Source organism: Flexivirga lutea, from assembly GCF_054778955.1.
The window spans coordinates 949,928-976,406 of sequence record NZ_BAAGZB010000001.1 but is presented as its reverse complement, the minus strand read 5'-3'; the positions used below and the strand labels follow the sequence as shown (position 1 = coordinate 976,406).

The following is a 26,479-nucleotide window of genomic DNA, read 5'->3' as shown; positions in this document are numbered from 1 at the left end:
CGAAAGAGGACGGTGGGCCTCAGCTCAGCGACGACAACGCCGGTATGCCGGAATCCTCGACCGTCTTGCCCTCGGTCACGCTGTGCGTGGTCTCCACCTGCACTCCGCCACCGGGCAGTACGTCCTTGATCCGCTGGGACACGACCGTCGTCACACCGTCGCCGCGCATGCTGACGCCATACAGCGCGTCGGCGACCTCCATGGTGCGTTTCTGGTGGGTGATCACGATCAGCTGGCTGGAGTCGCGCAACTCCTCGAAGAGGGTGATGAGGCGGCCCAGGTTGGCGTCGTCGAGCGCTGCCTCGACCTCGTCCATGATGTAGAACGGGCTGGGGCGGGCCTTGAAGATCGCCACCAGCAACGCCACCGCGACCAGTGAACGCTCGCCACCGGACAGCAACGACAGCCGCTTGATCTTCTTGCCCGGCGGGCGGGCCTCGACCTCGATGCCGGTGGTCAACATGTTGCTCGGATCGGTCAGCGTGATGCGCCCGTCACCGCCCGGGAAGAGCCGGCTGAAGACGCCCTCGAACTCCCGCGCCGTGTCCTCGAACGCCTCGCTGAACGCCTGCTCGACCCGCTTGTCGACCTCGGCGACGATGTCGAGCAGGTCCTCCTTGGACTTCTTCAGGTCCTCCAACTGCTCGGTGAGGAACTTGTGCCGCTCCTCCAGCGCCGCGAACTCCTCCAGCGCCAACGGGTTGACCCGGCCGAGCTGGCTGAGCTTGCGCTCGGCGGACCGCAACCGCTTCTCCTGCACCTCACGCACGAACGCGATGGGCTCCGGCAGGTCGTCCGGGTCGTCGTCGGGCCCCGGCACGTGCGGGATCAGCTGGTGCGGACCGAACTCCTCGACCAACACCTCCGGGTCGATGCCGTGCTCCTCGACCGCCTTGGTCTGCAGGGTCTCGATGCGCAGCCGTTGCTGCGCCCGCGCGACCTCGTCCCGGTGCACGGTGTCGGTCAGCTCGCGCAGCTCGTCCCCGACCGCGGTCACCCGCGCCCGCTCCTCCTTCAGCGCCGTGTCCAGCTCGCCCTTGATCCGGTCGGCCTCCGCACGACGCGCCGCCGCGACCTCGAGCAGCTGCGCCACGACGCCGACCGCGTGCCCGGCGCCGGTCTGCACCGCGGCCGCGACGCGCGCGTCGCGAGCGCGACGCTCCCGGCGGGCACGCGCACGCTCTCGTGCCTCGATCTCCGAACGCGCAGCGGACTCAAGGGATTTGGCGCGATCGGCAAGCGACTTCGCCCGCTCCTCCCGGGTCCGCAACGACAACCGCTGCTCCGTCTCGGCGCTGCGGGCGGCGGCGGCCTCGGCCGCCAGCCGGTCACGTTCGTCGGTGGTCGGCTCCTCCTCCGAGGGCTCTTCCAACGCGGCAGCCAGTCGCTGCTCCAGATCGGCCAGCTCCTCGCGGCCGGCGGCCAGCTGCTTCTCGGCCTCGGCATGCTGCAACTGCAGCCGCTCACGCTCCGCCTTGGCGCCGCGCATCACCTGTCCGAGCTGACTGAGCTGCTCCGCGACGGCCGACATCCGGGCATCGGACTCGTTGAGCCGCTCCAGGGCGGCGTCGACATCGGCGCTCAGCTCGACGGCCTTCGCCCGCGCTTGTTCGGCGGCGAACTGTGCCTTCTCCCGCCGGTGGGTCGCCTGCTGAACGTGCTCACGGGTCTCGTCCACCGCCGACTGGATCTCCAGCAGGCTGGGTGCTCCGGCCGAGCCGCCACGGACGAATCCCGCGGCATACACGTCGCCATCGCCGGTGACGGCAATGACCCGATCTCCAATGTTCGCAACGGTTTTCGCAACATCGACGGAGTCCACCAGCGCGACCCGGTCGAGCAACGCTTCCACGGTTGGTTGTATGTCGGCAGGTGCGCCCACGACCTCGCGTGCCCACCGGGCACCGGGCGGCAGCTGCGGCCAGGAGTCCGTGCTCTCCGCGGTCGCACCGCGGAAGAGCATCCCGGCCCGACCGGCGTCGTCCGTGCGCAACGTCTGCACCGCCTCGGCCGCCTGATCGAACGAATCGGCGACCACGGCGTCTGCCGCCCAGCCCAGCGCCGCGGCGATCGCTGCTTCATGGCCGTCCTCGACCGACACCAGCTCGGACACCGAGCCGCGCAACCCGCTGGCTCCCTCGGCGCCGAGCAGATGGGCGGCACCGTCCTTGCGCCGCAGGCTCAGCTCGAGCGCCTCCAGCCGCGCCTGGTGACCGGTGCGCTCACGCTCGGCGGTGCGTTCCTCTTCGCGGGCGGCCTCGAACGCCTCCTTGACGGCGTCGAGCTTGCCCTGCGCCTCCTCATAGGCGGTGTCGAGGTCCTCCTCGCCGGCCTCGTCCTGTGCGATGGTCGCTTCGAGCGCCGCGAACTCCTTCTCGGCACGCGTGGACCGCTCGACGACCTCCGCCATGCTCGCCGTCAACCTGCCGAGTTCGGACTCGCGTGCCTCGGTGCGGCTGCGGCGAGCGCCGACCTGGCCCTCCAGCTTGGCCAGACCCTCCCGGCGGTCCGCGGCAGCCCGCGCCAGTTTGGTCAGCCGCTGCTGCTCGGCCTGGTGCGCCTGCTCCAGGTCGGCACGCCGCTCAGTGGCCTGCTCGAGCGCGACCTTCGCCCGCGCGATCTGCTGCTGCAACTCGTCGTGCTCGTCGCGCACCGTGGCCGCCTGCTGCTGCAGCTGCTCGGGGCTGCGGCCCGAGCGGGACTCCTCGTGCTGGTCGTCCTCGGACAACAAGCGCACCCGTTCGGCAGCCAGGGAGGCCGTCGCTTCGATGCGTTCCTTGAGCGAGGACAGCCCGAACCACTGCTCCTGCGTCTTGGTCAGCGCCGGCGCGATCTGCGCCGCCTCGTGCTCGAGCTGCTCCAGTCTCGCCTTCGCCGCGGCCAGCGACCGCTCGACGGACTTCTGCCGCTCCAGCAGGGCGGTCTCGTCGGCGACCTCCTGCTCGAGGTTGCTGGTCAGCTGCGCGAGGTCGTCGGCCAGGAGCCGCAACCGGGCGTCGCGGACGTCGGCCTGGATGGTCGCGGCTTTACGGGCGGTCTCGGCCTGCCGGCCGAGCGGGCCGAGCTGGCGGCGGATCTCAGTGGTGAGGTCGGTGACCCGGGCGAGGTTGGCCTCCATTGCGTCCAGCTTGCGCAGTGCGCGTTCCTTGCGCTTGCGGTGCTTGAGGACGCCGGCCGCCTCCTCGATGAAGCCGCGCCGCTCCTCGGGGGTCGCGCGCAGCACCGCGTCGAGCTGTCCCTGCCCGACGATGACGTGCATCTCGCGGCCGATGCCGGAGTCGGACAGCAATTCCTGGATGTCGAGCAGCCGGCAGGACGTGCCGTTGATGGCGTATTCGGAGCCGCCGCCCTTGAACATGGTGCGGCTGATCGTCACCTCGGTGTAGTCGATCGGCAGCGCACCGTCGGAGTTGTCGATCGTCAGGGTCACCTCGGCGCGACCCAGCGGCGCGCGGCCGGCGGTGCCGGCGAAGATGACGTCCTCCATCTTGCCGCCGCGCAGGCTCTTGGCGCCCTGCTCCCCCATCACCCAGGCAAGCGCGTCGACGACGTTGGACTTGCCCGAACCATTGGGCCCGACGATGCAGGTGATGCCCGGCTCGAGCTTCATCGAGGTCGCCGAGGCGAAGGACTTGAAGCCCTTCAGGGTCAGGCTCTTGACGTACACGAGCTGGCTGGCTCCTCTGCGGGTGGTATGACGACCCGGCCACTCTACTTGGCGGCACGCCGCGCGCCACGAAACAACCGGTCGGGTGGCCTGGCCGCCGTACCAAAGTCTCCCCAGGGCAGAGAACGGCCCGCCACCCCCGACCCCCGCCGTACCAAAGTCTCCCCAGGGCAGAGAACGGCCCGCCACCCGTCCCGACCCCCGACGGGCCAGCAGGTCAGGAAAGCAACCAGGTCAACTCAGGGCCAGCTTCAACCCGGCATGACTGTGCACGAAGCCCAGCGACTCGTAGAACCGTATGGCGCCCTCGCGCTGCAGGTCGCTGGTCAGCTGCACCAGCACGGCGCCCTCCTGCCTCGCGAGCCCGATGACGAATTCGAAGAAGACCCGGCCGACGCCCCGGCCGCGCAGCGCCTCGGCGATCCGCACCGCTTCGATCTGCGCCCGCAGCGCACCACCACGGGACAAGCTGCGCACGAAGCCGAGCTGCAGGGTGCCGACCACGGCGTCGCTCTCGTCCAGCAGCACCAGCAGGTGCTCGGTCGGGTCGGCGGCGATGGTCGCGAAGGCCTCGTCATACATGGTGGTCGCCTCCGCCTCGCGCTCCCGACCCAGCACGTCGTCCGCGAGCAACGCCACGATCGCCGGCACGTGGTCGGCCGTCGCCTCCGTCACCCGGATGCCGGGCAGACCGGGCAACGGCACTGGCACCCCACCGCGAGTGATGCCTTCTTCACCGAGCGACGGTCCGATCGCGCCGTCACTCGAGGCGGAAGCCGTCACGCGGGAAGAGTTGCGCGGTCGGTCAGGACGATCGGGTCGCCGTCGGTGATCGCGATCGTGTGCTCCGAGTGCGCACCGCGGGAGCCGTCGGCCGAGCGCAGCGTCCAGCCGTCGGGGTCGGTGTAGATCTCGTCGGTGTCGCGCATGAACCACGGCTCGATGGCGATCACCAGGCCGGGGCGCAGCTTCATGCCGCGGCCCGCGCGCCCGTCGTTGGCCACGTGCGGGTCGCCGTGCATGGTGCGCCCCACGCCGTGGCCGCCGAACTGGGTGTTGACCGTGTAGCCCGCCGAGCGGGCCACGTCGCCGATGGTGGCGGAGATGTCACCGAGCTTGTTGCCGGTGCGGGCGACGTCGATCGCGGCCGCGAGCGCCTTCTCCGTCGTGTCGATGATGCGCAGATCCTCGGGGTCGGGCGTGCCGACGACCACGGACAGTGCGGAGTCGGAGACCCACCCGTCGACGCTGGCGGCGAAGTCGACGGACAACAGGTCGCCGTCGCGCAGCGTGTAGTCATGCGGCAGCCCGTGCAGCACGGCGTCGTTGACACTGGTGCACAGCACCTTGCCGAACGGCATCGCGCCGAAGCTGGGGTGATAGTCGATGTAGCACGACTGCGCACCCGCGTCGCGAATCATCTTGTGCGCCAACGCATCCAGCTCGAGCAGGTTGACGCCGACAGCGGCGGCGCCGCGCAGCGCGCTCAGCACGGACGCCACGAAACGGCCGGCGGGCCGCATCGCCTCGATCTCGGAGGGGGACTTGAGTTCGATCACCAGGACACCGTATGCCGAGCGCGGACCGGGTGCCGCATCGCGGCCGAGGGATATCCTGGAAGGGGAACGGGCAAGGCTGCCGAACCTGCTGGTCCATCTGCTCCACGCGGCAACCTCGTGCTCCACCCGCGAGGTGATCGACATGCTCCTGTACGGCGTCGCAGCGGTCCTGGTCGGCGTGACCCTGCTGGTCATCGAGGCCCACGTCACCACTGCCGGTGTGTTCGGTGTCGCCGGCATCCTGGCCACCGCCGGCGGGATCGCGGTGATCCTCACCGCCTCGGGCGCGTCATGGTGGGTGACGGTCCCGATCGCGGCACTGCTGGCCGTCGCGGGACTCTTCGCGCTGGTCGTGGTGGCGCGCGAAGTCATCGTGGCGGGCAACCAGGAGCCGCGCACCGGACCGACGGCGCTGATCGGCCGCAAGGCCGTGGTGCGTTCGTGGTCGGGCCGCGAGGGTCAGGTCGCGGTCGACGGTGCGCTCTGGCACGCCGAGCTCGTCTACGGCTGGGAGGACCCGTTGCCCGCCCCCGGCGACAAGGTCGTGGTGACGGAGCTGGACGGTCTGTCGGTGACCGTGCGGCGCCCGCACGCGTGGGAGGTGCTGCCGGTATGGAAGCCGTCATCGCTGTCGTTGTGATCCTGGCCGTCGTCCTCGTCGCACTGCTCGGCTCGTCGGTGCGCATCCTGCGGGAGTACGAGCGCGGCGTCGTCTTCCGGCTCGGCCGGCTGGTCACCATGAAGGACCCGGGCCTGGCGCTGCTCATCCCGGTCGTCGACCGGATGGTGCGTGTCGACCTGCGGATCGTGACGCTCAACGTGCCCGCGCAGGACATCATCACCCGGGACAACGTCCCGGTCCGGGTGACGGCCGTGGCCTACTTCCGGGTGATGGACGCCAACCGGGCGATCGTCGAGGTCGAGAACTTCCTGGCGGCGACCACCCAGATCGCGCAGACCTCACTGCGTGCGGTGCTCGGCAAGGCCGAGCTGGACACGCTGCTGTCGGAGCGGGAACGCCTGAACGAGGACCTGCAGAAGGTCATCGACCAGCAGACCGAGCCGTGGGGCGTCAAGGTGTCCGTGGTGGAGATCAAGGACGTGGAGATCCCCGGCAGCATGCAGCGCGCCATCGCCCGGCAGGCCGAGGCCGAGCGGGAACGCCGCGCGAAGGTCATCAACGCCGAGGGCGAGTTCCAGGCCTCGACCCAACTGGCCGACGCCGCGGACGTGATGAGCCGCAACCCGACCGCGCTGCAGTTGCGCTACCTGCAAACGCTGATGGAGGTCGGCAGCAACGCCAAGTCCTCGGTCGTCATACCGCTGCCGGTCGACCTGGTGCAGCCCCTGCTCGGACAGCTCACCGGCCACGCCGGCTCCCAGGAGCCGGATGATGGGTCACCGACCCGGCCGTAGTTGTATGGCGGTATGCACTTCTACCGCCCGTCCGAGGGACACCGCCTGGCCCACGACCCGTTCAACTCGATCGTCGCGCCGCGGCCGATCGGCTGGATCGGCACGGTCGACGCGCAGGGGCGTCGCAACCTGGCGCCATACAGCTTCTTCAACGCCTTGCACTACCGGCCACCACTGGTCGGCTTCTCCAGCAACGGCTGGAAGGGCAGCGTCGCCAACTGTGACGCGACCCGGGAGTTCACCTGGAACCTGGTGACCCGCAACCTGGCCGAGGTCATGAACGCCACGTCCACCACCCATGACGTCGACGAGTTCGAGGCCGCCGGTCTGGCGGCTGCGCCGTCGACCGAGGTCGCGGCGCCCCGGGTGGCGGCCTCACCGGTCAACTTCGAGTGCAAGGTCACCCAGCTCGTTCCCCTGCAGTCGGCGCAGGGCGCCGCCGTCGGCAGCTGGTTCGTGGTGGGCGAGGTCGTCGGGGTTCACATCGACGAGCGGCTGGTCGAGACCGGTGTGTTCGACACGCTCGCGGCCGATCCGCTGCTACGCGCCGGCGGCCCGACGACCTACTACGGCATCACCGGGGACACGCGATTGGACATGCGCCGCCCGGAGTGACCACGGGTGCCCCGGCGACGTAGCCTGGATCCCGTGACTGTTGCACCTGAGGGCCGCAAGATGCTGCGCGTCGAGGCGCGCAACGCCGAGACGCCGATTGAGCGCAAGCCGGCGTGGATCCGCACCACCGCGAAGATGGGCCCGGCATACACCGGCCTGCATCAGATGGTGAAGAGCCAGGGTCTGCACACCGTCTGCCAGGAAGCCGGCTGTCCCAACATCTTCGAGTGCTGGGAGGACCGCGAGGCGACGTTCCTCATCGGCGGCGACGTGTGCACGCGCCGCTGCGACTTCTGCGACATCGCGACCGGCCGCCCGACCGCGTTGGACATGGACGAGCCGCGCCGGGTGGCCGAGTCGATCCGCGAGATGGACCTGCGCTACTGCACGGTCACCGGCGTCGCCCGTGACGACCAGCCGGACGGCGCTGCCCGCCTGTATGCCGAGACCATCCGGGCGATCCACGAGCTCAACCCCCACACCGGCGTGGAGATCCTGCCGCCCGACTTCGGCGCCAAGCCGGAGCTGGTCGGCCAGGTCTTCGAGGCCGGCCCCGAGGTCTTCGCGCACAACCTGGAGACGGTGCCGCGCATCTTCAAGCGGATCCGGCCGGCGTTCACCTACGAGAAGTCGCTGCGGGTGCTCACCATGGCCAAGGAGGCCGGGCTGATCACCAAGTCCAACCTCATCCTCGGCATGGGTGAGGAGGACCACGAGGTCGAGCAGGCCATCCGGGACCTGCACGAGGCCGGCTGCGACATCCTGACCATCACCCAATACCTGCGTCCCTCCCCCAAGCACCACCCGATCGACCGCTGGGTGAAGCCGGAGGAGTTCGTGCGCTGGTCCGACGTGGCCACCGATCTGGGCTTCCTCGGTGTGATGGCCGGTCCGCTGGTGCGTTCGTCATACCGCGCCGGCAAGCTGTATGCCGGTGCGATGGCCAAGCTGGGCCGGCAGCTGCCGGCCCACCTGACGCATCTCGCGGCAGCCGCCGAGTCGCCCGCGCGGCAGGAGGCTGCCGCGCTCGTCGAGCGACAGGGCGCCAAAGTCGGCTGAGCTCAGCGCAATTGGTCGTGCACGATCCGGCCGCTGACCATCGTCAGCGCGGCACGGGTGCTACGGAGCTGTCGTGCGGCAGCAGCGCTGTCCGCGGCCGGCGCCAGCGGGTCGTGGTCCAGCAGCACCAGGTCGGCGACGAACCCGGGCTGCAGGTGAACCGTGCGGTGGCTCCGCCGGACCAAGAGCTCATCACCGCACTCGCGCTGGACGCACGCCGGTCCGTCGCCGATCTGGCGCGGGTGCTGGACCGGCCGGCGGCCACGGTGCGGCTGCAGTTGCAGCGCGTGGTCGCGGAGCGGCTGGTCACGGTCCGCTGCGACGTCGCGCCCGAGGTGATCGGCAACCCGGTCGACTGGTCGTGGTTCGCCCGTGCGGCCCCGGTCACCAAGACCAAGGTGATCGCCAGTATCCAGCAGATCAGTGGGCTGCGGCTGCTGGCGTCGGTGACCGGCGAGGCCAACCTGATCATCACCGTGCGCGGTACCGAAGGCACTGGCATGGCGCAGATCGAGCAGCAGATCGCCGAGTACGCCCCGGGGCTGGTGCCGACCGAGACGATGCTGCATCTTCGGCCGCACAAGCGGATGGGCTGGCTGCTGGACCGGGCCGGGCGCTGCACTGGCGAGGTGGTCCCGCCGGCGGTGTTCGGAGCCGTATCCTGAGGGTATGTCGACGCAGCCTGAGAAGAAGTCCCGCTTTTCGCGTAAACCCAAGCATCCGGACAACCCGGGGCGGCTGTCGCAGTTCAAGACGCTCTACCAGGCGTCGGTCAAGCACAACCCGAAGATCCCGTTGTGGATGGCGCTGACGTTCGTCGTCACCCTGCTGGTCTTCATGGTGCTGCTGCACTTCATCTGGAGCAGCTGGATCTACACCGCGATCCTCGGTGCGATCATCGGCCTGCTGGCGACCGTGATCGTCTTCGGCCGGCTGGCCGAGCGGGCGGCATACGGGGCACTGGAGGGGCAGGCCGGTGGCACCGGCGCCGCGCTGCAGGGTCTGAAGCGCGGCTGGACGTACGACCAGGAGCCGGTGGCTGCCGAGGCCGGTCGTGCGCGTCGTATGTCGGAGCTGTCCAACGCCGCCATGGTTTTCCGCGCCGTCGGCAAGCCGGGCGTCGTGCTGATCGGTGAGGGCCCGAGCGGTGGCGCCCGTAAGCTGCTGGAGTCCGAGCGCAAGCGGGTCAGCCGCGTCGCCGGCCAGGAGGTGCCGGTCCACGTGCTGCGCGTCGGCGCCGGCGACGACACGGTCAAGCTCGGCGAGTTGGCCAAGACGATGAAGAAGCTGCCCAAGACGCTCACCGACGCCGAGGTGCAGGCCGTGACCAAGCGGTTGCGTGCTCTGGGCGCCGCCAAGCCGCCGATCCCCAAGGGCATGGATCCGCGCAACGCTCCCCGGATGGACCGCAAGGCGCTCCGCGGGCGCTGAGCCCTGCGGGACACGTTCGAGCGGGACTCAGCGGATCCGGCGCAACACCGTGCCGGCGAAACGGTCGTGCAGGCCGCGGCCGTCCTTGTCCCAGATGACCGCCGGGACGAAGAGACACAGCAGCACGCTGCGGATCAGCGCGGGCAGCGGACCGGCCGGGGCACCGGACTCCCGAGACACCTGCAGGCCCATCACCCGATGGCCGAGGGTCGAGCCGAGCGTCCCGACCAGCAGGACGTTCTCGACGAAGAAGACCACGAGCGGTGTCCAGCTGGTGCCGTCCCCGCCGAAGCTGTAGCCGAAGAAACCGGCGGCGATCACCGAGCAGACCAGCCAGTCGATGATGACGGCGACGATGCGGGGCGCGAGCCGGGCCAGCGACCCGGGGCCTTCGGCGGGCAACCCGAGGCCGGCTCCCGGATGACCGTCGGCCGGCTGGTCGGGGGATCGTCCGCCGGACTGGTCGCTCATCCCTCGAGAACTGGTCACGGTCGTCCAGGGTAGACGGCGGCGGTCCGGTCTCACCTGGTGTGCACCGCACTGTTGCGTGGGCCACACGGTGAGCGGCGGATCGCGGCGCCCGGTCACCGTTGGCCGCCGGCGCCAATATGCCACGGAGACAGCGCTTTTCGCCATACAGGATGGCGCGGCGAGCGATTTCCGGTGTAACACGGCCGAAACATATGGGTCATGGCCGGGAAACGACCACCCCGTAAAGTCGTGCGCAACGCGCGGCGCCCGGAGCCGTCGCGAGACATCACAGCGATGGAGGATCCATGTTCACCACGGCCGACGAGGTCTTGAAGTTCATCAAGGATGAAGGCGTCGAGTTCGTCGACATCCGATTCTGTGACCTTCCCGGGGTGATGCAGCACTTCAACGTCCCCGCAGCCAGCCTCGACGAGGACGCGCTCAAGGAGGGCGCGATGTTCGACGGTTCGTCGATCCGCGGTTTCCAGGCGATCCACGAGTCCGACATGAAACTCATCGCGGACCCCAGCAGCGCCTACCTGGACCCCTACCGCAAGCACAAGACGCTGATCCTCAACTTCTCGATCGTCGACCCGTTCACCGGCGAGCCCTACTCGCGCGACCCGCGCAACATCGCCGCGAAGGCGGAGGCCTACCTGAAGTCGACCGGCATCGCCGACACCGCCTACTTCGGCGCCGAGGCCGAGTTCTACATCTTCGACGACATCCGTTTCGAGACCAAGGCCAACGCCGGCTACTACTACATCGACTCGGTCGAGGGTGCCTGGAACACCGGTCGCGAGGAAGAGGGCGGCAACCTCGGCTACAAGCCGCGCTACAAGGGCGGCTACTTCCCGGTCGCGCCGGTCGACCACTTCTCCGACCTGCGCGACGACATCAGCGTCAAGCTGGCCGAAGTCGGCCTCAACGTCGAGCGGGCGCACCACGAGGTCGGCACCGCCGGACAGCAGGAGATCAACTACACCTTCGGCACGTTGCTGCAGTCCGGCGACGACGTGATGAAGTTCAAGTACATCGTCAAGAACACCTGCTTCGAAGCCGGCAAGACCGCGACCTTCATGCCGAAGCCGCTGTTCGGCGACAACGGGTCGGGCATGCACACCCACCAGTCGCTGTGGAAGAACGGCGAGCCCCTCTTCTACGACGAGAAGGGGTATGGCGGGCTGTCCGACCTGGCTCGCTGGTATGTCGGCGGCCTGCTCAAGCACGCCCCGTCGCTGCTGGCGTTCACCAACCCGACGGTCAACTCCTACCACCGGCTGGTGCCGGGCTACGAGGCTCCGGTCAACCTGGTCTACTCCGCCCGGAATCGTTCGGCCTGCATCCGCATCCCGATCGCCGGCACGTCGCCGAAGGCCAAGCGCATCGAGTTCCGCATCCCCGACCCGTCGGCCAACCCTTACCTGTCCTTCGCGGCGCAGCTGATGGCCGGCCTGGACGGCATCAAGAACCGCATCGAGCCGCCGGAGCCGGTGGACAAGGACCTCTACGAGCTGCCGCCGGAGGAGCACGCCAACATCGAGCAGGTCCCGGACTCGCTGCCGGCGGTGCTGGACGCGCTGGAGGCCGACCACGACTACCTCACCGAGGGCGGTGTCTTCACCGACGACCTCATCGAGACCTGGATCGACTACAAGCGCACCCACGAGGTCGACCCGCTGCGGTTCCGTCCGCACCCGCACGAGTTCGAGCTCTACTACGACATCTAGTCACGCGTGGGTGACGCCCACCGGCTAGGTGCCTGAAAACGGCCCCTGACCTGCGAAGACACTTCTCAACGTCTTCCAGTGTCAGGGGTCGTTTTTCGTTGGCCTGCGGCCCCAGTGCGGCCCACGGACTCGCTGATCAGGCGTGCGCCGACGGGCAGGGATGTCGAGCGCCGCACGCGACCGAACGCGTCGCCAGGCCTCCAGCGCCATGGCGCGCCGCAGGCGCGGCAGCGAACCCTACGTCTAGGACACCTGAGCTCGACGGGAGGCGGCCCGCGAGGGAGCCGACCACGGGATCAGTCCGCGTCCTTGCCGTGCCGGGGCGCGACCGCTCCGTCGCTTGAGCTGGGAGGCCCAAACAGCATGGCCTGGCCGTCGATGGCGGCATCGGCATCACGGGTAACAAGTGCTGTGGTCAGCACCTTGTCGACGGGCGCGGGCACTCCGAACTGTCCACGCAAGAACGCAGCGGTCAGGTGGATTTGTCGCTCGGTCGCGGGGCTCATTCCGAGGCGTACCTGCACATCGGGAGTCAGGTCACGGCGTCGGACGAGCCGCTCGAAAAGCATGGCGTCCATCTGACGTGGCAGGCGAGCCGTCGCCGCCGCCTCCGCCGCGAGGCGGGAAATCAACTCGAGCAACGGCTCGGTGTAGTCGGGAGCGACTGGCAGGAAGGCGCCCATGGCACTCGTACGGACGTCGGCCGGCGCATCGAGCGAGTTCAAGATCTTGGCGACGTACTCGTCAACGCGCTCGGCCTGCTTTCGCATGGCGTAGAACGGCACGTCACCGGTTGCAAGACGGGCGGTCGCCATGTCGCGGAACGTCGCGGCGTCCATGGTGTTTGCCTCGCCGGCAATGATCGCTAGGTTCAGCGTGACGATCGAGATGGCCTCCGCGAAGAACCACCGGGCCGCGCGCGTTGCGTCGAGGTGCGTGTCCGGTGGCCAGACCTTGCCCAGCTCGCGAATGAGGCCGAGCGTGCGCTTCACGGCATCGGACGGCTCGAGGAACCAGACCTCCGACAGAAGGAACCAGTAGCCGCGCTCCAGCATGGCGTCAGACTTCACGAACGACAGCACGTCCTTGCGCAGCACAGCCATCGTCACGCCCTGGGAGCCCACGTCGTTCACGTTGCCGATGGCCAGCCGGTTCTCGCGGGCTTCCAGGTCGTTCATGTTCTGGATGGTCACGCCGAGCCGCCGGCAGGCATCGCGAATGGCGCCAGAGGTACTGAAAGCGGTCGTGATCTCACCGCGCTCGGCACCGACGAGCTCGCGGAGCCCACGGCTCCAGAGGGCCCGGTCGAGCGGACGCGGGGTGCTCTTGGACGTCCCCGTCTTCACCTCGCCGATTTGCTTGTGACAGGTCAGGGAGGGATCGAACGTGTAGCCCAGAACGTCCAGGTCGGTCACGGTCGAGACCTCCGAGCCGAAGCGGTGCTGGAGGTCGACACCACGGCGTACGTAGTAGCCATCCCAGAACCAGGCCTGTGCGACCCGGATCTCGGCCAGGACACCGGCATCAAGCCCAGGGGTCGTCGCGGCGCGCGGCACGCTGCATCTCCTTCCGCAGCTCGTTGATGGAGGAAACCATGATCTCGTGGGAGGCCCCAAGGCTCTCCGTGGTCCGGCCGTCCTCCGGCGTGATGAACGTAGCGGGTCGCTGCCCGCGAGTGAGGTCCGCCGTCCCCGAGGTGTCGGTGATGCGGCGAATCCAGGCGAGAGCGGACTCAGCGATCTCGGGCTTCACGAGGCGGAGGAAGGCGCGCCCACCCTCGTTTGGCTCGACGGCGACGACACCGGTCGCTTCCAGGAGGTGGTAGTCCGTCGCGATGTTCGTCGCCGGGCCGACGACGCCCTTTCGGAGCAGGGCGTTGACGAGCACCGCGGGGTCGTCGATCCGGCCACGACCGAGGGTGGCGGAGTCGCGGCCGAAAAGGATGTGTGCGACGAAGAGCTTCCGCAGGTGGAAGGCCTCCGTGGTGGTGCACGCGTTGTCCTCCACCTCGAGGAGCGGGGAGAACACATAGGTCGACGAGGCGCCGGTCGCGGACTTGACGGTGGCCGCCTGGATGAGGCCGACGTTCTGGGCGCTGCGGATGATCGCCGGGTTCGCGGTCAACTTCGACATGTGGAGGCCGGGAGTGGCCAGCACCTGCTCACTCATCCCGAGCAGAGCATCGCGCTCGTTGGGCGGCAGACCGCCGAGGAACGTGGCGAGCGACAGCTGCTTGGTGCCCCAGACGTACGGGCTGAACACCACGGGTTCGTTCAGCTCGTCCGAGCGGGCGTCGAGGTTGATACCGACCGCGCGTGCCAGGCGCAGCGCCTCCTGTGCTTCCTGGTCGGTGAAGCCTCGCTTGACAATCTCTTCCAGATGCTGGCTCGCCGCCAGCGGCGCGATGGCACCAATCTCGACGGAGTGGAGGAAAGCGAGGTCGGAGCGCTGGGGGGACAGCGACTGCAGCGGCTCGCAGATCCACGCCGGCCGAGGCATCGCCTGGAATGCGAAGCAACCCGGGGACCTGGTCTTCTTCAGCTATCCCGGCGCCGACGGGCCGCACCACGTCGCGATCTACGTCGGCGGGGACAGGATCCTCCAGGCGCCACGGACCGGCGACGTCGTCCGCTACGGAACGATCGGCGAATTCGCCGGTGAAGTCATGACCGTGCGCCGCCTCGGTTGAGAAATCGAGGAGAGGCCCACTAGTCGAAGAGCCCGGGCCGCCCTTGCGTTCGGTCGCCGCGCCGCACCTGATGTCCATGGTCCCGACCCACGTGATCCGGACGGATGTCGGCCCAGACTTCGGCGCCGTGGGCGGCGCTGGCGACCTCCGCGCGATCGTCGGTGCCCTCCTGACCTACGGCCTGGTCCTCGCCGTACTCATGCTGGTCATCTCAGCAACGACCTGGGCGATCGCGTCGAGCTCGGGCAGCTGGCACACCGCTCAGAGGGCGAAGCTCGGGTGCTTCGTCGCCATCAGCGGTGCCACCCTGACCGGCGGCGCGCTGGCCTGGGCGAACTGGCTGCTGGACATCGGCGCACACCTCTAAGACGTCCGCCCGTCCGACGTCAGGAGCCTTCCGATGGACCTTCTCACTGCAGCTCTCTTACTGCCCTTCGACATCGAGATTGATCCGAACTCCAACGGTCTGCCGGGGATCGGCCAGCTCAAGAAGATCGTCGGAGCCTCGATGACGGTCGGGCTGGTCCTCGCCGTACTCGCTCTGATCATTTCGGCCATCGTGTGGGCTCTGGGAGCGAACTCCTCCAACCCACATCTCGCGGGTCGCGGCAAGCTCGGAGTGCTCGTCGCTGTCGGCGCCGCCATCGTCTGCGGCGCCTCCGTGACGCTGGTGAACTTCTTCTGGAACGTCGGTCAGCAGGTCTGAGGAACCGTCATGGGTGTCTGCGATGTGCCGGTGATCCACGAAGTCTGCAACACCGCCGGAGACGCGGCCGGCGCCGTCGTGACCGCGCCGTTCGACTGGCTCGCTCAGGGCATGGGCGGTGCCGCCGAGTGGATGTTCACCTCGGTCTGGAAGGTCATCGACACCACGACGATCGTCGACGTGACCAGCGGGGAGTACACGAAGGTCTACAACATCATGTTCGGTGTCGCGGTCTTCGTGATGCTCGGCTTCTTCATGCTCCAGGTCATCGGCGGCATGATCCGCCGCGAGCCAGCCGCGCTGTCAAGAGCCACGCTCGGAATCGCGAAGTCGATCCTGGGCTCCTTCGTCGCCCTCGCGCTTGTCGGCACGGCGCTCGAAATCACCGATCAGCTCTGCATCGGCATCGTCAACGCCGCCGGGACGAACATGAACGAGATGGGCGACAAGGTCGCGGTGCTGGCCGCCGGCCTCGGCGCCATCAACCTCAGCGCCCCCGGCGCGGGCGCGATCCTGACCATCTTCCTATCTAGCCTCGCCATCGTCGGTGCCATGGTGGTCTGGATCAGCCTCCTGATCCGAAAGGCCCTGCTGCTCATCGCGATCGTGTTTGCGCCGATCGCCCTCGCCGGGTCCAGCTGGGACCACACCCGAACCTGGCTGAGCCGCTGGGCCACCTTCGTGATCGCGATGATCCTCTCGAAGGTGGTTTTGGTGGTGATCTTCCTGCTCGCCACCGCTCAGGTGTCGGCTCCGATCGACGCGGACCTGGAGTCCGTCAGCCAGCCGATGGCCGGTGTCGTGCTGATGCTGATGGCCGGCTTCGCGCCGTACCTGACTTACAAGGCGATCGCCTTCATGGGCTTCGACATGTACCACGCGATGTCGGCCGAGCAGGAGGCCAAGGCGTCGCTCAACCGGCCGATGCCGATCCCGCTCTCGCGCCGCACCGGCAGCGAGCCCGCCAAGATCCTCGGGGACGGCGGCGGTGGTACGACAGGCGGGTCCCCTGCGGTGACACCGGCTGCGGGCGGCGGACCGGGGGCCTCCGGCGGCTCTGCCAGTGGCGGTTCCGGCGGAACAGCGGCGACGGGCGGCTCGAGCGGTGCGGCGGCCACGGGAGGTGCCGTCGCTGCGGGTGCAGTCGTGTCGAAGGAGGCAGCGGCGGCTGGGCCTCGCCTCGGAGGCTTCGTCGCCGCCCAGGCCAGCGGCCAAGCCCAGGCCCACGAATCAGCGGCACCACCTACGGTGCCGCCGCCGGTCGCGGACGCGACCCTTGCCGAGCCCGCAGGACGGAAGTGACCGGCAGTGAGTACGTCGAGCAGCGCCGAACCGTCGCTGACGCCCGTCAAGTTCTCGCGCCTCACCAAGCGCGGGATCCTCCTGGGGCTGTCAGGCCCGCAACTGGTCATGGCGAGCATGGCCGCCGGCACCTTGATCTTCGGCCTCTATCTGGGCGCGGTCGTCGTGACCTTCCCGATCATCCTCGTCTTCGTCGTACTCGGGTTCATCGGCGTCGGTGGCCGAAGGGTCGTCGAATGGGCGCCGATCGGAGCGCGCTGGCTCTGGCGCTCCGCCGGAGGCCAGCTGCTGTATCGCCGCCGGGTGGTCAAGCCGCGCCCGGCAGGAACGCTCGCCCTTCCGGGCGACGCCGCTCGGCTCCGGCAATGGGTCGACCCCGAGATCGGCGCCGTCATGGTTCAGGACCCGCATGCCGCGACCTTGACCGCGGTCGTCGGCGTCGCCCACCCCGCCTTCGTGCTTCTCGACCCCGCAGAGCAGCAACGCCGAGTCGTCAGCTGGGGTCGCGTGCTCGCGACCGCATGTCGGTCCGGGCGACTGGCGTCGCTCCAGGTCATGGAGCGAACGCTCCCCGACTCCGGCAAGGGCCTCGCCGACTGGTGGGAGCGACACGGCAGCCGTACAGACACTTGGGCGTCGACGACGTACGGCGAGCTCGTCGACCGCGCCGGCCCCGCCGGCGAGCGTCACGCGAGCACCATCTCGATCTCCCTCGACATCAAGACCGCCGGCCGCGCAATTCGGGCAGCAGGTGGGGGGAACCGTGGCGCTGCCGCCGTACTCCGTCAGGAGATGGCGACGATGCTCGCGGCCCTTCGATCCGCCGACCTCTCCCCCAGTGACTGGCTCACGCCCGGCGACCTGGCTCTCATCCTTCGATCGGCATACGACCCAGCTGTCGCTGCCGCCCTGGAGCGGCACGGGGCCGTCGGCCGCGACCTGGCCACTGCCGGCCCCGTCGCGGTCACCGAGTCGTGGGGCAGCCTCCGCAGCGACTCGGCGCACCACTGCGTCCTCTGGATCAGCGAATGGCCCCGGTCACTGGTCTTCCCCGGCTTCCTCGCACCGCTCCTCTTGTCGTCCGGAATCCGGCGGACCTTTTCACTCCTCTATACACCGATGCGCACCGACCGGGCGGCTCGTGACATCCGCAAGAAGAAGACGGAGTACATCTCGGACGCCGTCCAACGGCAGAAGATCGGGCAGATCGAAGACGCGCAGCAGACGGCTGAGTACCAGGACGTCCTCCAACAGGAGGCGGATCTCACCGCCGGCCACGGCGTGCTCCGGGCAACGGGCTTCGTCGCGGTCAGCGCGGGCGATCCCGACGAGCTCGAGCGCGCCGTGGCAGCGATCGAGCAGGCGGCGATTCAGGCATCATGCGAGACCCGACGAATCTGGGGACAACAGGCCCAGGCCTTTGCCGTAGCCGCACTGCCACTTGCACGAAGCATCTAACGACGACGACGCCGGATCCGCCTGAGAAAATCTAGCTTCCAAGGACAACGACCGGCGGCGTACTCCAGGATTCTGGCCAGACCCCGCAGGTGACCCGAGACGCCTGCGGGGTCTTCCGCTCCCCCAGCGGTGTCGGAGGTCCGGCGTAGCCTTTCGTCGTGGCCGCGATCCCGCACCAACCCCGCCCTCCGTGGCGGGTGTTGTTCACGGATCGGAGTCGTCACCATGGCGCACTCGCCTCATCGGCAGCACAAGGGCTGCCAGCTCTGTAAGCCTCACAAGAACCGTCGCCACGGTCGTGCTGTGCGCGAGCCTTGGCCGGTGCTGCGCAAGACCGGCAAGCGCCGCCGTGTCCGCCGCCGGGACATCGGCGATGACGCCGACGGATAGCCGGCTCAGTTGCAGGGCGCACCCTCACAGCAGGGCCGGATGTAACCGCAGCCATCGCAGCGCTCGTGAGAGGTCTCCCAGCGCATCAGGGTGTCGCAGTTCGGGCAAGGCTCCGTCAGATCGTCCACGCCAAAGGTAGGTCGGCCAGCGAGTGCTGCCACGGCGACACGGCGGACTATCCCGCGTACCTCATCGATGAGTAAGCCCATCGATCGAGGAGCCACCGATGCCGACCTTCCGCGACCCGGTTGCCGACGCCGACGAACTCCGTGAAGCTGTCCGCGGCCTCGCCCACGCGACACGCTCGATCGAGGATCCGACCTCGATCTATGCGGTGCTCGGGTCCATCAGCTCCGCGCTCGCGTCGCTGAGCCAGTCCCTGCACCAGCTCGGCCAGTTCCACGATGGACCGACTCGCAAGCAGGCATGGATGAACGGCGACTCCAACGCGGGGCGCGCGGCGTCCTACAGGGAGTCCTGGGAGCTGCACCGCGCCGCCGAGACGATCCACCAGGTTGGCGAATGCGTGGACCGGGCGCACGAGATCGAGGCGACGATCGCCTACGACACCCGTGACTATCCGTCGCTCGCGCCGGTCCAGCGCGCATCGCGTCAACCGGGGATGTCGCTGTGACCGGGTGGCAGGAAGGCCGGCTCCACTCAGCTGTCCTCGTCTCCCCCGGCCGGGAGCGTCGGCACGACCGCAAGCTACGCAGAGCAGCCGCGCGAGACCTCCTATCCGCCGACCGCGAAGCCCGGCGTAGCGAGGCCAAGGGGAAGGCTGAGCAGCTCTCGGCTGAGAAGCGGTCGACCGTGACGCTCCCCCGCGCCGGCGAACCCGGACCGGACGCACTGCGGACGCCCGGACGATTCCGCGTGCCGCGCCATCAGGACACCTCAGCAACCCTGGCGGGCGCTTACCCCTTCCTCGCCGAAGGCGGTCTGGGCAGTGAGGGCGTCTTCGTCGGCCAGGACCTCTACTCAGGCAGTTCCTTCGTCTACGACCCATGGATCCTCTACGCCCGGGGACTCATCACTGCGCCGAACCTCGTCCTCGCCGGCATCGTCGGTTCGGGCAAGTCCTGCCTCGCCAAGAGTCTCTACACGCGGTCGATCCCGTTCGGCCGCCGGCTGTACGTGCCCGGCGACCCCAAGGGTGAGCACACCGCCGTTGCGGAAGCAGTGGGTGGCCAAGCGATCGCGCTCGGCCACGGGATGCCCAACCGGCTCAACCCGCTGGACGAGGGCCATCGCCCCTCAGGTCTCGACGACGCGCAATGGTCCAGCCAGATCGCCTCTCGCCGCCGGGACCTGGTTGGAGCCCTGGCCGAGACCGTGCTCGACCGGCGCCTCAGCCCGCTGGAGCACACGGCGGTCGACATCGCGATCGACCGCACGGTCCGGTGCGCCGACGTACCCGTCCTCCCGACGGTCGTCGACAGGCTGCTCGCACCTGATCGCACCGATGATCCGGACGGACGCCTCACCGAAGACGGCCGACTTGTCGGGCACGCCCTCCGTCGGCTCGTCGCCGGTGACCTCGCAGGGCTCTTCGACGGGCCGTCGACGGTGACGTTCGACCTGACCCTCCCGATGATCTCGCTCGACCTGTCTCGCGTCACCGAGAATGCGACCCTCATCTCGGTCCTCATGACCTGTGCGTCGGCATGGATGGAGTCCGCCCTTCTGGACCCCGCCGGCGGCCAGCGCTGGGTCGTGTACGACGAAGCCTGGCGCCTCATGTCGCACCCGCACTGCTGCGACGGATGGACGCCCACTGGCGCCTCGCTCGCCACTACGGCATTGCGAACAAGCTGATCTTTCACAAGCTCACCGACCTCGACAACGTCGGCGACCAGGGGTCAGCGATGCGAGCGCTCGCCTCTTCGCTGCTGGCAAACGCCGAAACACGGATCGTCTACCGCCAGGAGTCCGACCAACTCGGCGCCACCGCGACCGCCCTCGGGCTCACTGGGACCGAGCAGTCCCTCATCCCGACGCTCGGAACCGGTCAGGGCTAGTGGCGGATCAAGCACCGGTCGTTCGTCGTGCAGCACCAGATGCATCCCGCCGAGCTCGAGCTGTTCGACACCACCAGCCGGATGACAGGAGGGCAGTCGTCATGACCGCTCAGGTCCGCGGCCGAGCAAGCCGCGAAGACAAACTCGAAGCGCTCCAGCGCCAGCTGTCAGAGTCCGTTGCCGCGCTGGTCACAGGCGAGGACTGGAAGCGAGCGCTCACCTTCGCGGCACGGTTTCGCTCCCGGAGCTTCAACAACACAATGCTGATCTACGTCCAGCACTACTCCGCGTTCGAGGAGGGGCGCGTGCCGGAACCGACGCCGACGTACGTAGCTGGTTTCCATCAGTGGCTCTCCCTGGGTCGCCACGTTGAGATGGGCCAACACGGGTACGGGATCGTCGCGCCGGTCACGGCCAGGTTCGCTTCGGCGAACCCCGCGGATGCGGCGTCGTGGCGTCGTCTGTCGCGTGGCGAGAAGCCAGGGTTCGGGGAGACCGTGAGATCGAAGCTCGTCGGACTCAAGCCGGCCCATGTCTGGGACGTCTCCCAGACGGCCGGCGACCCCCTGCCGGAGCTACCTCGCCCGAACCTTCTTCGCGGGCAGGCGCCTGCCGGTCTCTGGGACGGTCTCGCCGATCAAATCACCGCTCTCGGGTTCGAGCTTCGGCTCGTCTCGTCCGCTGCGGCTATCGGTGGTGCCAACGGCCTGACCGACTTCCTCGCCCGCGAGGTCTCGGTTCGCATGGACATGGACGACGCCGCCCAGGTGAAGACTCTTGCCCACGAGCTTGGGCACATCCTCCTCCACGCTCCGCGAGAGAACGTGATCTCCACGGATGTCGCCGCCGACGCGACCCTGCACCGCGGAATCGCGGAGGTCGAGGCGGAGTCGATCGCACTGATGGTCGGCGCTGCGCACGGGCTCGACAGCTCGTCGTACACCGTCCCCTACGTCTCGACGTGGGCATCCAGCGTCCCCGGTAAGACGCCGGTCGAGGTGGTCCAGTCGACGGCCGACCGGGTGAGGGACTCCGCGCTCGGAATCCTCGACAAGCTCGACACCCAGAAGGTCGGCGACGGCAACCCGCCCGGTCTCGAGCGAGAGGCTCTCAGTCACCGAGCTGGGGTGGCGCCAGTCATCACTGGCACGCGTCGCGACGGATCGGTCCTCGGGCTATGAAGGTCCCAATCGTCCTCCCCACCGTCCGCTTCGACATCGACACCGAGGGCCGTCTCGAGGTCAGCGTCGACAGCCAGCCGCACGCTGAAGATCGAAGGTTGTCACGGGACGACCTCCGGTCAGTCCTCGACGAAATCACCACGAGCCTCGGCACTGCGGTGCGCGTCGAGGTCCACGAGGCTGACGGCACGACGTACTCGGACATCGAGACTCCCGCGGAAGGCACCGCTCCGGATGCCGTGGAGGCCGGGCCGGAGACAGCAACACCGGCGCTTGCCGGCGCCGGCTTCCGGCCAGGCGAATAGGTCGCTCTCGCCTACGTCGTGGCACGCCAGGAAGCCGATGCCAACGGCAATGCGGCCATCAACCTCCCACCGGCGCTGTTGACCGCAACACGCCAAGGGCTGGTTCTTCTCGGTCTGACCTCACTGACGGTCGCCCCGGTCGAGGCGCACGCATGAACCCGAGTGCTCGCAGCGCGAACGACGAGCTCGTCAACCTTGCTCTGATGGGTCTGATCGCGCTCTTCGGCCTTGGGCTCGCCCTCGGAGTCGCCGGAGAGGTCGCCGCTGTCCTGGCCGGCGCGCCGGGTCCCCGCGGAGGTATGGCCAGCGGGCTTCGTGTCCTCACTGACCCAGGACACCCCGGAACGGCGCTCGGCGCACCCGGCCTGTCGGCCGCGGCGTACTGGCTTGTCGTCGCAGCCATGCTCACGCTGGTGGGCATCGCTGGGTGGCTTGCCTGGACCGTGATCGCGCGACTACGCCACCGCACCAAGCACGATCCTCGCACGATCGATGGCATCGCCACCCGACGCGACATCGACCTGGTGGCGTCGAAGCGAGCGCTGGTACGCCGAGGTCAGACCCTGCGCCCGTCGACCAGCCGTCCGCGCCCCGACGATGTCGGCTACCTGCTCGGGCGCAGCTGCGGCCGAGAGGTCTGGGCCTCGGTCGAAGACTCGATCCTGGTCATCGGACCTCCCCGCTCCGGCAAGGGCCTCCACCTCGTCATCAACGCAATCCTCGACGCGCCTGGTGCCGTCGTCACGACATCCACCCGCCCGGACAACATCGTGGCCACCATTGCGGCCCGCAAGGAACGCGGACCTGTAGCGGTCTTCGACCCGCAGCACCTGACGGCGGGACTCCCGATCATCGACGGAAGCGGGGTCTGCTGGTCCCCAATTCGAGGGTGTGAACAACCGATCACCGCGATGATCCGCGCTGCCGGTCTCGCATCGACGACTGGTCTGTCGGCCGGCGGAGTCGAGTCAGGTGGCTTCTGGGAGGGGAAGGCGAGATCAGCACTCCAATCCCTGCTCCACGCGGCCGCGATCGAACGGTTACCCACCCGCGCGCTCTTCGAATGGTCATTGTCGCCCTCAGCTGCGACCGATGCGGTCGGCATCCTCGCCAGCCGACCCCAAGCCGCGCCGGGTTGGGCGGATGCTCTCGACGGGATGATCAGCGCTGACCCGCGCACCCGAGACTCGATCTGGATGGCGGTGAGCCAAGCTCTCGCGTGCCTGGCCGATCCGGCGGTGCTGGAAGCCGTCAGTCCCGACCCGAACGACGCGTTCGATCCGGGCGGCTTCCTCGTGCAGAACGGAACGCTGTACCTGCTAGCGACCGGCGCCGGCGCCGGTGCTTCTTGGCCCCTCGTGGCTGCCTTCATGGAGGATCTCACCGAAGTCGCCCGACATCTTGCGGCCGGCTCTACCGGCGCTCGGCTTGATCCCCCGCTCCTCCTGGCGCTCGACGAGATCGGCAACCTCGCCCCGCTCCCCTCCCTCCCAGTTCTGATGGCTGAGGGCGGCGGCACCGGCATCACCACGATGCCCGTCCTCCAGTCACTCTCACAGGCGCGCAACAAATGGGGTGACCACGCGGCCAGCACGATCTGGGACGCCTCGATCGTCAAGGTCATCCTCGGCGGAGCGTCGGCCTCCAAGGACCTCCAGGAGCTCTCCGTCCTCATCGGCGAGCGTGACGAGCGCTCCGACACAGTCACCATCAGCGACTACGGCAGCCGCTCTGTCCAGCGGTCGAGCCGGCGCGCGTCCGTCATGCCGCCTGAGAGAATCCGCATGCTCCCGTTCGGCACCGGTCTGATCCTGCTCCGCAGCGCCCCGCCCATCGTGACGAGACTCCGCAGGTGGACGAGTCGGCATTGAGCCAGCTGTCCGGCACCAACCGCCCAGGATCACGCGTCGGTGCGGCTCGCGTTCTCGGGTCGTTGTCCGCTCAGGTGGACCTAACAGGACAACTATCGAACCCCGCTCCCCCGCTAGCGCGGATGCTGAGCGGCAAGAAGTCGCAGGTCAGCGCACGATCCGCATCGAACATCAGCCCTAGGACCCAGCAACGCCAGGTTCGCCTTTCGGACGAGCAGCAGGCAGAACTCGTGAGCCGACACCGTGAAGGCGCGTTCAAGAAGGAGTTGGCGCGCGCGTATGGCATCCACGTCGAGACGGTGCGGGCGATTGTGAAGAGGCGTGCGGCGCTATACCCGAGCAACTAGTCGTCGGTCCCTGACTCGGCTGGCGCTGGCGCCCAGAGTTCCCACCGATTCGCCCGGCCGCGCCGTACTTCTGCGTCTGGGTACCGCGCCTGGAGCTCGCTGAGCTTGGCGACAACCTCGGCGATTGGCAGGCCGGAAGGGACGACAGCCAGGGGCTGCGGTTTGGGCTTCGGCGGTGGCAGCGCTTCGGCCTCACGACGCTTGGCGAACTCCTCCAGCATCCGCCGCGCTTCCCTCATTCGTGCCGCCCACCCGGGCCAGGCCGGACAAGGCGATCCGGGAGGCCAGACCCATCCGTGATGAGCCATTGGCGTGGCGCACTCAGAGCACATCTCCTCGGCAGCGAAGGGTCCCTCTGCAATGAGGCTGTCGAGTTTCCGACTGGCCTCGGCCAGCTTGGCCCTGTGTTCCCGGCGCTCTGCCTTGTCGGTGCAGGCCTTCAGGGCGGTCTCCAGCTCCGGCACCTTCTCCTTGAGGTCGCGCACATTTCGCTCGCGCTCAAGCCGGTACGACCACCAGGTGTGCTGACGCCGGTCTCTTGGAAGCCAGCCGTGCTCGTCGACCACGTCTTCGGGATCGCCGACAACGGGCACCAGCTTGTCTACCTCGGCCTGGAGACGCTCAACGTTCCCTTCCAGTTCCTGAATCCCCTGCTCGCGACGCTTGGCGTCCATGGCCGGGAACCGCGTGCCGTCGCGGTAGCCAGTCAGCTCCGCCATTTCGTAGTCCAAGCGTGAACGCACCTCGATCAGGCGGAGACGGGCGTTGAATCGCTGCTCGTCGTAGCGCTCCTTATCGCGCTCACGCCGTGCTTCGTCCTCGGCACGCTCCTTCTCCCGCGCGCGTTCCCGGCGGGTCTGCTCGGCCTCCCACTGCTTGATGGTCATATGCCGGTGACCCGGTTCGGCCCGCTGCCACTGGCCCATGATCTCGGCCGCGCAGTCAATGTCGGCCTCGCGCTCGTCACGGATCCAGGGATTCCACATCGCCTCGTGATTCAGCTGGATGAACAAGGTGCGCGCCGCGAGGAACTCGTCTGCGGTCGCGGTCGCGCCCTCGCGCGGCTTCCAGAGCATGCCGTCATGCTCGATGGCGCCCGTGGGGATCACTGTGGTGGTCGTACCCATGGACAGCACTATGCGCCTGGCGCCGCCGCCAAACGAGGGGGCAGCCGGTGAACGTTGCGTGAGAGGCCCTGCCCGAGAACAGGCAACTCCGCGACAGGGGCTAACCAGCGACCAGTCGCAGGGGCGGCGTCGCGTCCTGCATAGGCAATGCTTCGGTGGCGAGGGCATTCGCTGCCTCAGCGCCGGGGAAGACCTTGAGGAACTCGTCGAGAAGGGCCGGGTTCGCTTCGAGCAACTCAGCAATATGGCGCGCCCGTGCCGCATCGTTGATCACGGCTGGACCGTCTGCCGGCACCGATACCACCGCTTGCTCGGGGGAACGAGCGGTCACCAACGGGCCAACGGTGGCCACGTCGGGCGACGCGGCCCGATGATGACCCTTCCTTCTGCCGGTCGTTTTGCTCCGAGCGGACCGTGCCGCCGGCTTGAGCGCGGGAACGACGGTCTCGATGACCCAGTTCCTGACCGCATCCCCAGCACGAGCGGCGGCAGCATCGACGTGGGGAGAGATCCAGTCAACGATCGCGTCTGCAAGCGCTTCAGCAACCGGATGCGGTTCAGCACAGCGTCGAGGCGCCTCGTCCGCCGATGCAGCGTACTGGCCCGTCCTCCAATCTGGAGCTCGCCACTCATCCTCGACAACCTCGAAGAGCTCCGCGTGTCCAACAAGCTGGTTGGTGTCGTCTCGGAAGAGGTGCGCGCGCCGCGCCCCGTCTGTTCCACGCGAGTAGCCGAGGTGCTGCCCATCGGGGACTTCCACCTCGAAGCGCTTCTTCGGCATAGCTCACCACCCGCCTGCATCGACGATGATGACTCGTGCTGGAATCTGATTCATTCGGGCTCCTTCAGCCGAATTGACTGCGACTCCCGGCACGAAGCAGCAAACGGACAAAGTGGCAACCGAACGTTCGGAACAGCAGTGCTGAGGACTCGATACCTTGAGAACCAACCCCATGCGTTCTGGGGCAACATTTTGTGTAACGCAATAATCAACGCCTGAGCCACGCCGGGTGACGGGCGCTGCGGAGTCCTTCAGCTGCTGTCGCTAGCAACTATACGCACGGCGTCGGCCGCGGCATAGGAGCCGACCAGACGCTCCTGCCAGAAGCACTGGGCGAGACGGCGCGTTGGTGT

Annotated in this window: 26 protein-coding genes and 1 pseudogene; 18 read left to right on the top strand and 9 right to left on the bottom strand. The window is 68.3% G+C overall.

The genetic code is table 11. The features are described from left to right. Positions 1-19: 19 nt before the first annotated feature. From smc to map, 3 genes are all read right to left on the bottom strand, one after another. Positions 20-3,667 (bottom strand): coiled-coil domain-containing protein, encoded by a 3,648-nt coding sequence (smc, locus tag ACYVBN_RS04560; RefSeq protein ID WP_460599480.1) that lies wholly within the window; start codon positions 3,665-3,667, stop codon positions 20-22. Between the two features lie 234 nt (positions 3,668-3,901). Beyond that, positions 3,902-4,450, bottom strand: a complete 549-nt coding sequence (locus tag ACYVBN_RS04555) for a GNAT family N-acetyltransferase (protein WP_460599479.1) — start codon at positions 4,448-4,450, stop codon at positions 3,902-3,904. Then, positions 4,447-5,226, bottom strand: coding sequence for a type I methionyl aminopeptidase (gene map / locus ACYVBN_RS04550; RefSeq protein ID WP_460599478.1), 780 nt, complete (start codon positions 5,224-5,226; stop codon positions 4,447-4,449). The genes ACYVBN_RS04555 and map overlap by 4 nt, the downstream gene beginning before the upstream one ends. Before the next feature lie 142 nt (positions 5,227-5,368). Here map and ACYVBN_RS04545 point away from each other — a divergent pair, with 142 nt between their 5' ends. From ACYVBN_RS04545 to lipA, 4 genes are read left to right on the top strand one after another with little or no spacing between them, the layout of a single operon-like run. After that, positions 5,369-5,866: an NfeD family protein gene (locus ACYVBN_RS04545; RefSeq protein ID WP_460599477.1), complete on the top strand. Its 498-nt coding sequence runs from the start codon at positions 5,369-5,371 to the stop codon at positions 5,864-5,866. Beyond that, positions 5,839-6,642 (top strand): slipin family protein, encoded by an 804-nt coding sequence (locus ACYVBN_RS04540; RefSeq protein ID WP_440281631.1) that lies wholly within the window; start codon positions 5,839-5,841, stop codon positions 6,640-6,642. The genes ACYVBN_RS04545 and ACYVBN_RS04540 overlap by 28 nt, the downstream gene beginning before the upstream one ends. A 12-nt stretch (positions 6,643-6,654) precedes the next feature. Further along, positions 6,655-7,257, top strand: coding sequence for a flavin reductase family protein (locus tag ACYVBN_RS04535; protein ID WP_460599476.1), 603 nt, complete (start codon positions 6,655-6,657; stop codon positions 7,255-7,257). A 33-nt stretch (positions 7,258-7,290) separates the two neighbouring features. Next, a complete protein-coding gene (lipA, locus tag ACYVBN_RS04530; protein ID WP_460599475.1) occupies positions 7,291-8,316 on the top strand; it encodes a lipoyl synthase in 1,026 nt (341 codons plus the stop codon). A 2-nt stretch (positions 8,317-8,318) separates the two neighbouring features. Here lipA and ACYVBN_RS04525 read toward each other — a convergent pair whose 3' ends face one another. Then, positions 8,319-8,501, bottom strand: coding sequence for a hypothetical protein (locus tag ACYVBN_RS04525; protein WP_460599474.1), 183 nt, complete (start codon positions 8,499-8,501; stop codon positions 8,319-8,321). On the opposite strand from ACYVBN_RS04525, the gene ACYVBN_RS04520 reads away from it, so the two are divergent. Both ACYVBN_RS04520 and ACYVBN_RS04515 read left to right on the top strand, forming a co-directional pair. After that, entirely contained in the window at positions 8,484-8,981 is a 498-nt protein-coding gene (locus ACYVBN_RS04520) for an Lrp/AsnC family transcriptional regulator (protein WP_460599473.1), read from the top strand. The two genes, ACYVBN_RS04525 and ACYVBN_RS04520, sit on opposite strands and share 18 nt — an antisense overlap. Before the next feature lie 4 nt (positions 8,982-8,985). Continuing rightward, a complete protein-coding gene (locus tag ACYVBN_RS04515) occupies positions 8,986-9,747 on the top strand; it encodes a DUF4191 domain-containing protein (protein WP_460599472.1) in 762 nt (253 codons plus the stop codon). A 27-nt stretch (positions 9,748-9,774) separates the two neighbouring features. Here ACYVBN_RS04515 and ACYVBN_RS04510 read toward each other — a convergent pair whose 3' ends face one another. Then, positions 9,775-10,236 (bottom strand): RDD family protein, encoded by a 462-nt coding sequence (locus tag ACYVBN_RS04510; RefSeq protein ID WP_460599471.1) that lies wholly within the window; start codon positions 10,234-10,236, stop codon positions 9,775-9,777. A 287-nt stretch (positions 10,237-10,523) separates the two neighbouring features. Here ACYVBN_RS04510 and glnA point away from each other — a divergent pair, with 287 nt between their 5' ends. After that, positions 10,524-11,948, top strand: coding sequence for a type I glutamate--ammonia ligase (gene glnA / locus ACYVBN_RS04505; protein ID WP_460599470.1), 1,425 nt, complete (start codon positions 10,524-10,526; stop codon positions 11,946-11,948). 296 nt (positions 11,949-12,244) lie between these two features. Here glnA and ACYVBN_RS04500 read toward each other — a convergent pair whose 3' ends face one another. Then, complete coding sequence (locus tag ACYVBN_RS04500) at positions 12,245-13,504, bottom strand: DNA-binding response regulator (RefSeq protein ID WP_460599469.1); 1,260 nt, start codon at positions 13,502-13,504, stop codon at positions 12,245-12,247. After that, positions 13,473-14,447, bottom strand: a complete 975-nt coding sequence (locus ACYVBN_RS04495) for a hypothetical protein (protein ID WP_460599468.1) — start codon at positions 14,445-14,447, stop codon at positions 13,473-13,475. Before ACYVBN_RS04495 ends, ACYVBN_RS04500 begins: the two co-directional genes overlap by 32 nt. Between ACYVBN_RS04495 and ACYVBN_RS04490 the strand changes: the two genes are divergently transcribed. The 11 genes and pseudogenes from ACYVBN_RS04490 to ACYVBN_RS04440 all read left to right on the top strand — a co-directional run bounded on the left by ACYVBN_RS04490 (position 14,353) and on the right by ACYVBN_RS04440 (position 24,218). After that, a complete protein-coding gene (locus ACYVBN_RS04490; protein ID WP_460599467.1) occupies positions 14,353-14,637 on the top strand; it encodes a C40 family peptidase in 285 nt (94 codons plus the stop codon). The genes ACYVBN_RS04495 and ACYVBN_RS04490 overlap by 95 nt on opposite strands. 70 nt (positions 14,638-14,707) lie before the next feature. After that, positions 14,708-15,004 carry a DUF6112 family protein gene (locus ACYVBN_RS04485; protein ID WP_460599794.1) on the top strand — a complete coding sequence of 99 codons (297 nt, stop codon included), beginning with the start codon at positions 14,708-14,710 and terminating at the stop codon, positions 15,002-15,004. A gap of 33 nt (positions 15,005-15,037) precedes the next feature. Next, on the top strand, positions 15,038-15,343 hold the full coding sequence (locus ACYVBN_RS04480) for a DUF6112 family protein (protein ID WP_460599466.1): 306 nt from the start codon (positions 15,038-15,040) through the stop codon (positions 15,341-15,343). A gap of 9 nt (positions 15,344-15,352) precedes the next feature. Beyond that, positions 15,353-16,645 carry a conjugal transfer protein TrbL gene (locus tag ACYVBN_RS04475; RefSeq protein ID WP_460599465.1) on the top strand — a complete coding sequence of 431 codons (1,293 nt, stop codon included), beginning with the start codon at positions 15,353-15,355 and terminating at the stop codon, positions 16,643-16,645. Between the two features lie 6 nt (positions 16,646-16,651). Further along, complete coding sequence (locus tag ACYVBN_RS04470) at positions 16,652-18,103, top strand: SCO6880 family protein (RefSeq protein WP_460599464.1); 1,452 nt, start codon at positions 16,652-16,654, stop codon at positions 18,101-18,103. Between the two features lie 616 nt (positions 18,104-18,719). Continuing rightward, on the top strand, positions 18,720-19,127 hold the full coding sequence (locus ACYVBN_RS04465) for a hypothetical protein (RefSeq protein ID WP_460599463.1): 408 nt from the start codon (positions 18,720-18,722) through the stop codon (positions 19,125-19,127). After that, positions 19,124-20,619 (top strand): annotated as a pseudogene (locus ACYVBN_RS04460) (ATP-binding protein). Before ACYVBN_RS04465 ends, ACYVBN_RS04460 begins: the two are co-directional and overlap by 4 nt. Beyond that, positions 20,616-21,695 carry an ArdC-like ssDNA-binding domain-containing protein gene (locus ACYVBN_RS04455; protein ID WP_460599462.1) on the top strand — a complete coding sequence of 360 codons (1,080 nt, stop codon included), beginning with the start codon at positions 20,616-20,618 and terminating at the stop codon, positions 21,693-21,695. The pseudogene ACYVBN_RS04460 and the gene ACYVBN_RS04455 overlap by 4 nt, the downstream one beginning before the upstream one ends. Beyond that, positions 21,692-22,000 (top strand): hypothetical protein, encoded by a 309-nt coding sequence (locus ACYVBN_RS04450; protein WP_460599461.1) that lies wholly within the window; start codon positions 21,692-21,694, stop codon positions 21,998-22,000. The genes ACYVBN_RS04455 and ACYVBN_RS04450 overlap by 4 nt, the downstream gene beginning before the upstream one ends. A gap of 152 nt (positions 22,001-22,152) precedes the next feature. Further along, positions 22,153-23,871 carry a type IV secretory system conjugative DNA transfer family protein gene (locus tag ACYVBN_RS04445; protein WP_460599460.1) on the top strand — a complete coding sequence of 573 codons (1,719 nt, stop codon included), beginning with the start codon at positions 22,153-22,155 and terminating at the stop codon, positions 23,869-23,871. Between the two features lie 122 nt (positions 23,872-23,993). After that, the gene (locus tag ACYVBN_RS04440; RefSeq protein WP_460599459.1) at positions 23,994-24,218 is read left to right on the top strand and encodes a hypothetical protein; all 225 of its coding nucleotides are present in this window, start codon (positions 23,994-23,996) and stop codon (positions 24,216-24,218) included. On the opposite strand, the gene ACYVBN_RS04435 is transcribed toward ACYVBN_RS04440, so the two are convergent. Next, complete coding sequence (locus tag ACYVBN_RS04435; RefSeq protein WP_460599458.1) at positions 24,215-25,345, bottom strand: hypothetical protein; 1,131 nt, start codon at positions 25,343-25,345, stop codon at positions 24,215-24,217. The two genes, ACYVBN_RS04440 and ACYVBN_RS04435, sit on opposite strands and share 4 nt — an antisense overlap. Before the next feature lie 100 nt (positions 25,346-25,445). Beyond that, positions 25,446-26,126, bottom strand: coding sequence for a hypothetical protein (locus ACYVBN_RS04430; protein ID WP_460599457.1), 681 nt, complete (start codon positions 26,124-26,126; stop codon positions 25,446-25,448). Positions 26,127-26,479: the final 353 nt, after the last annotated feature.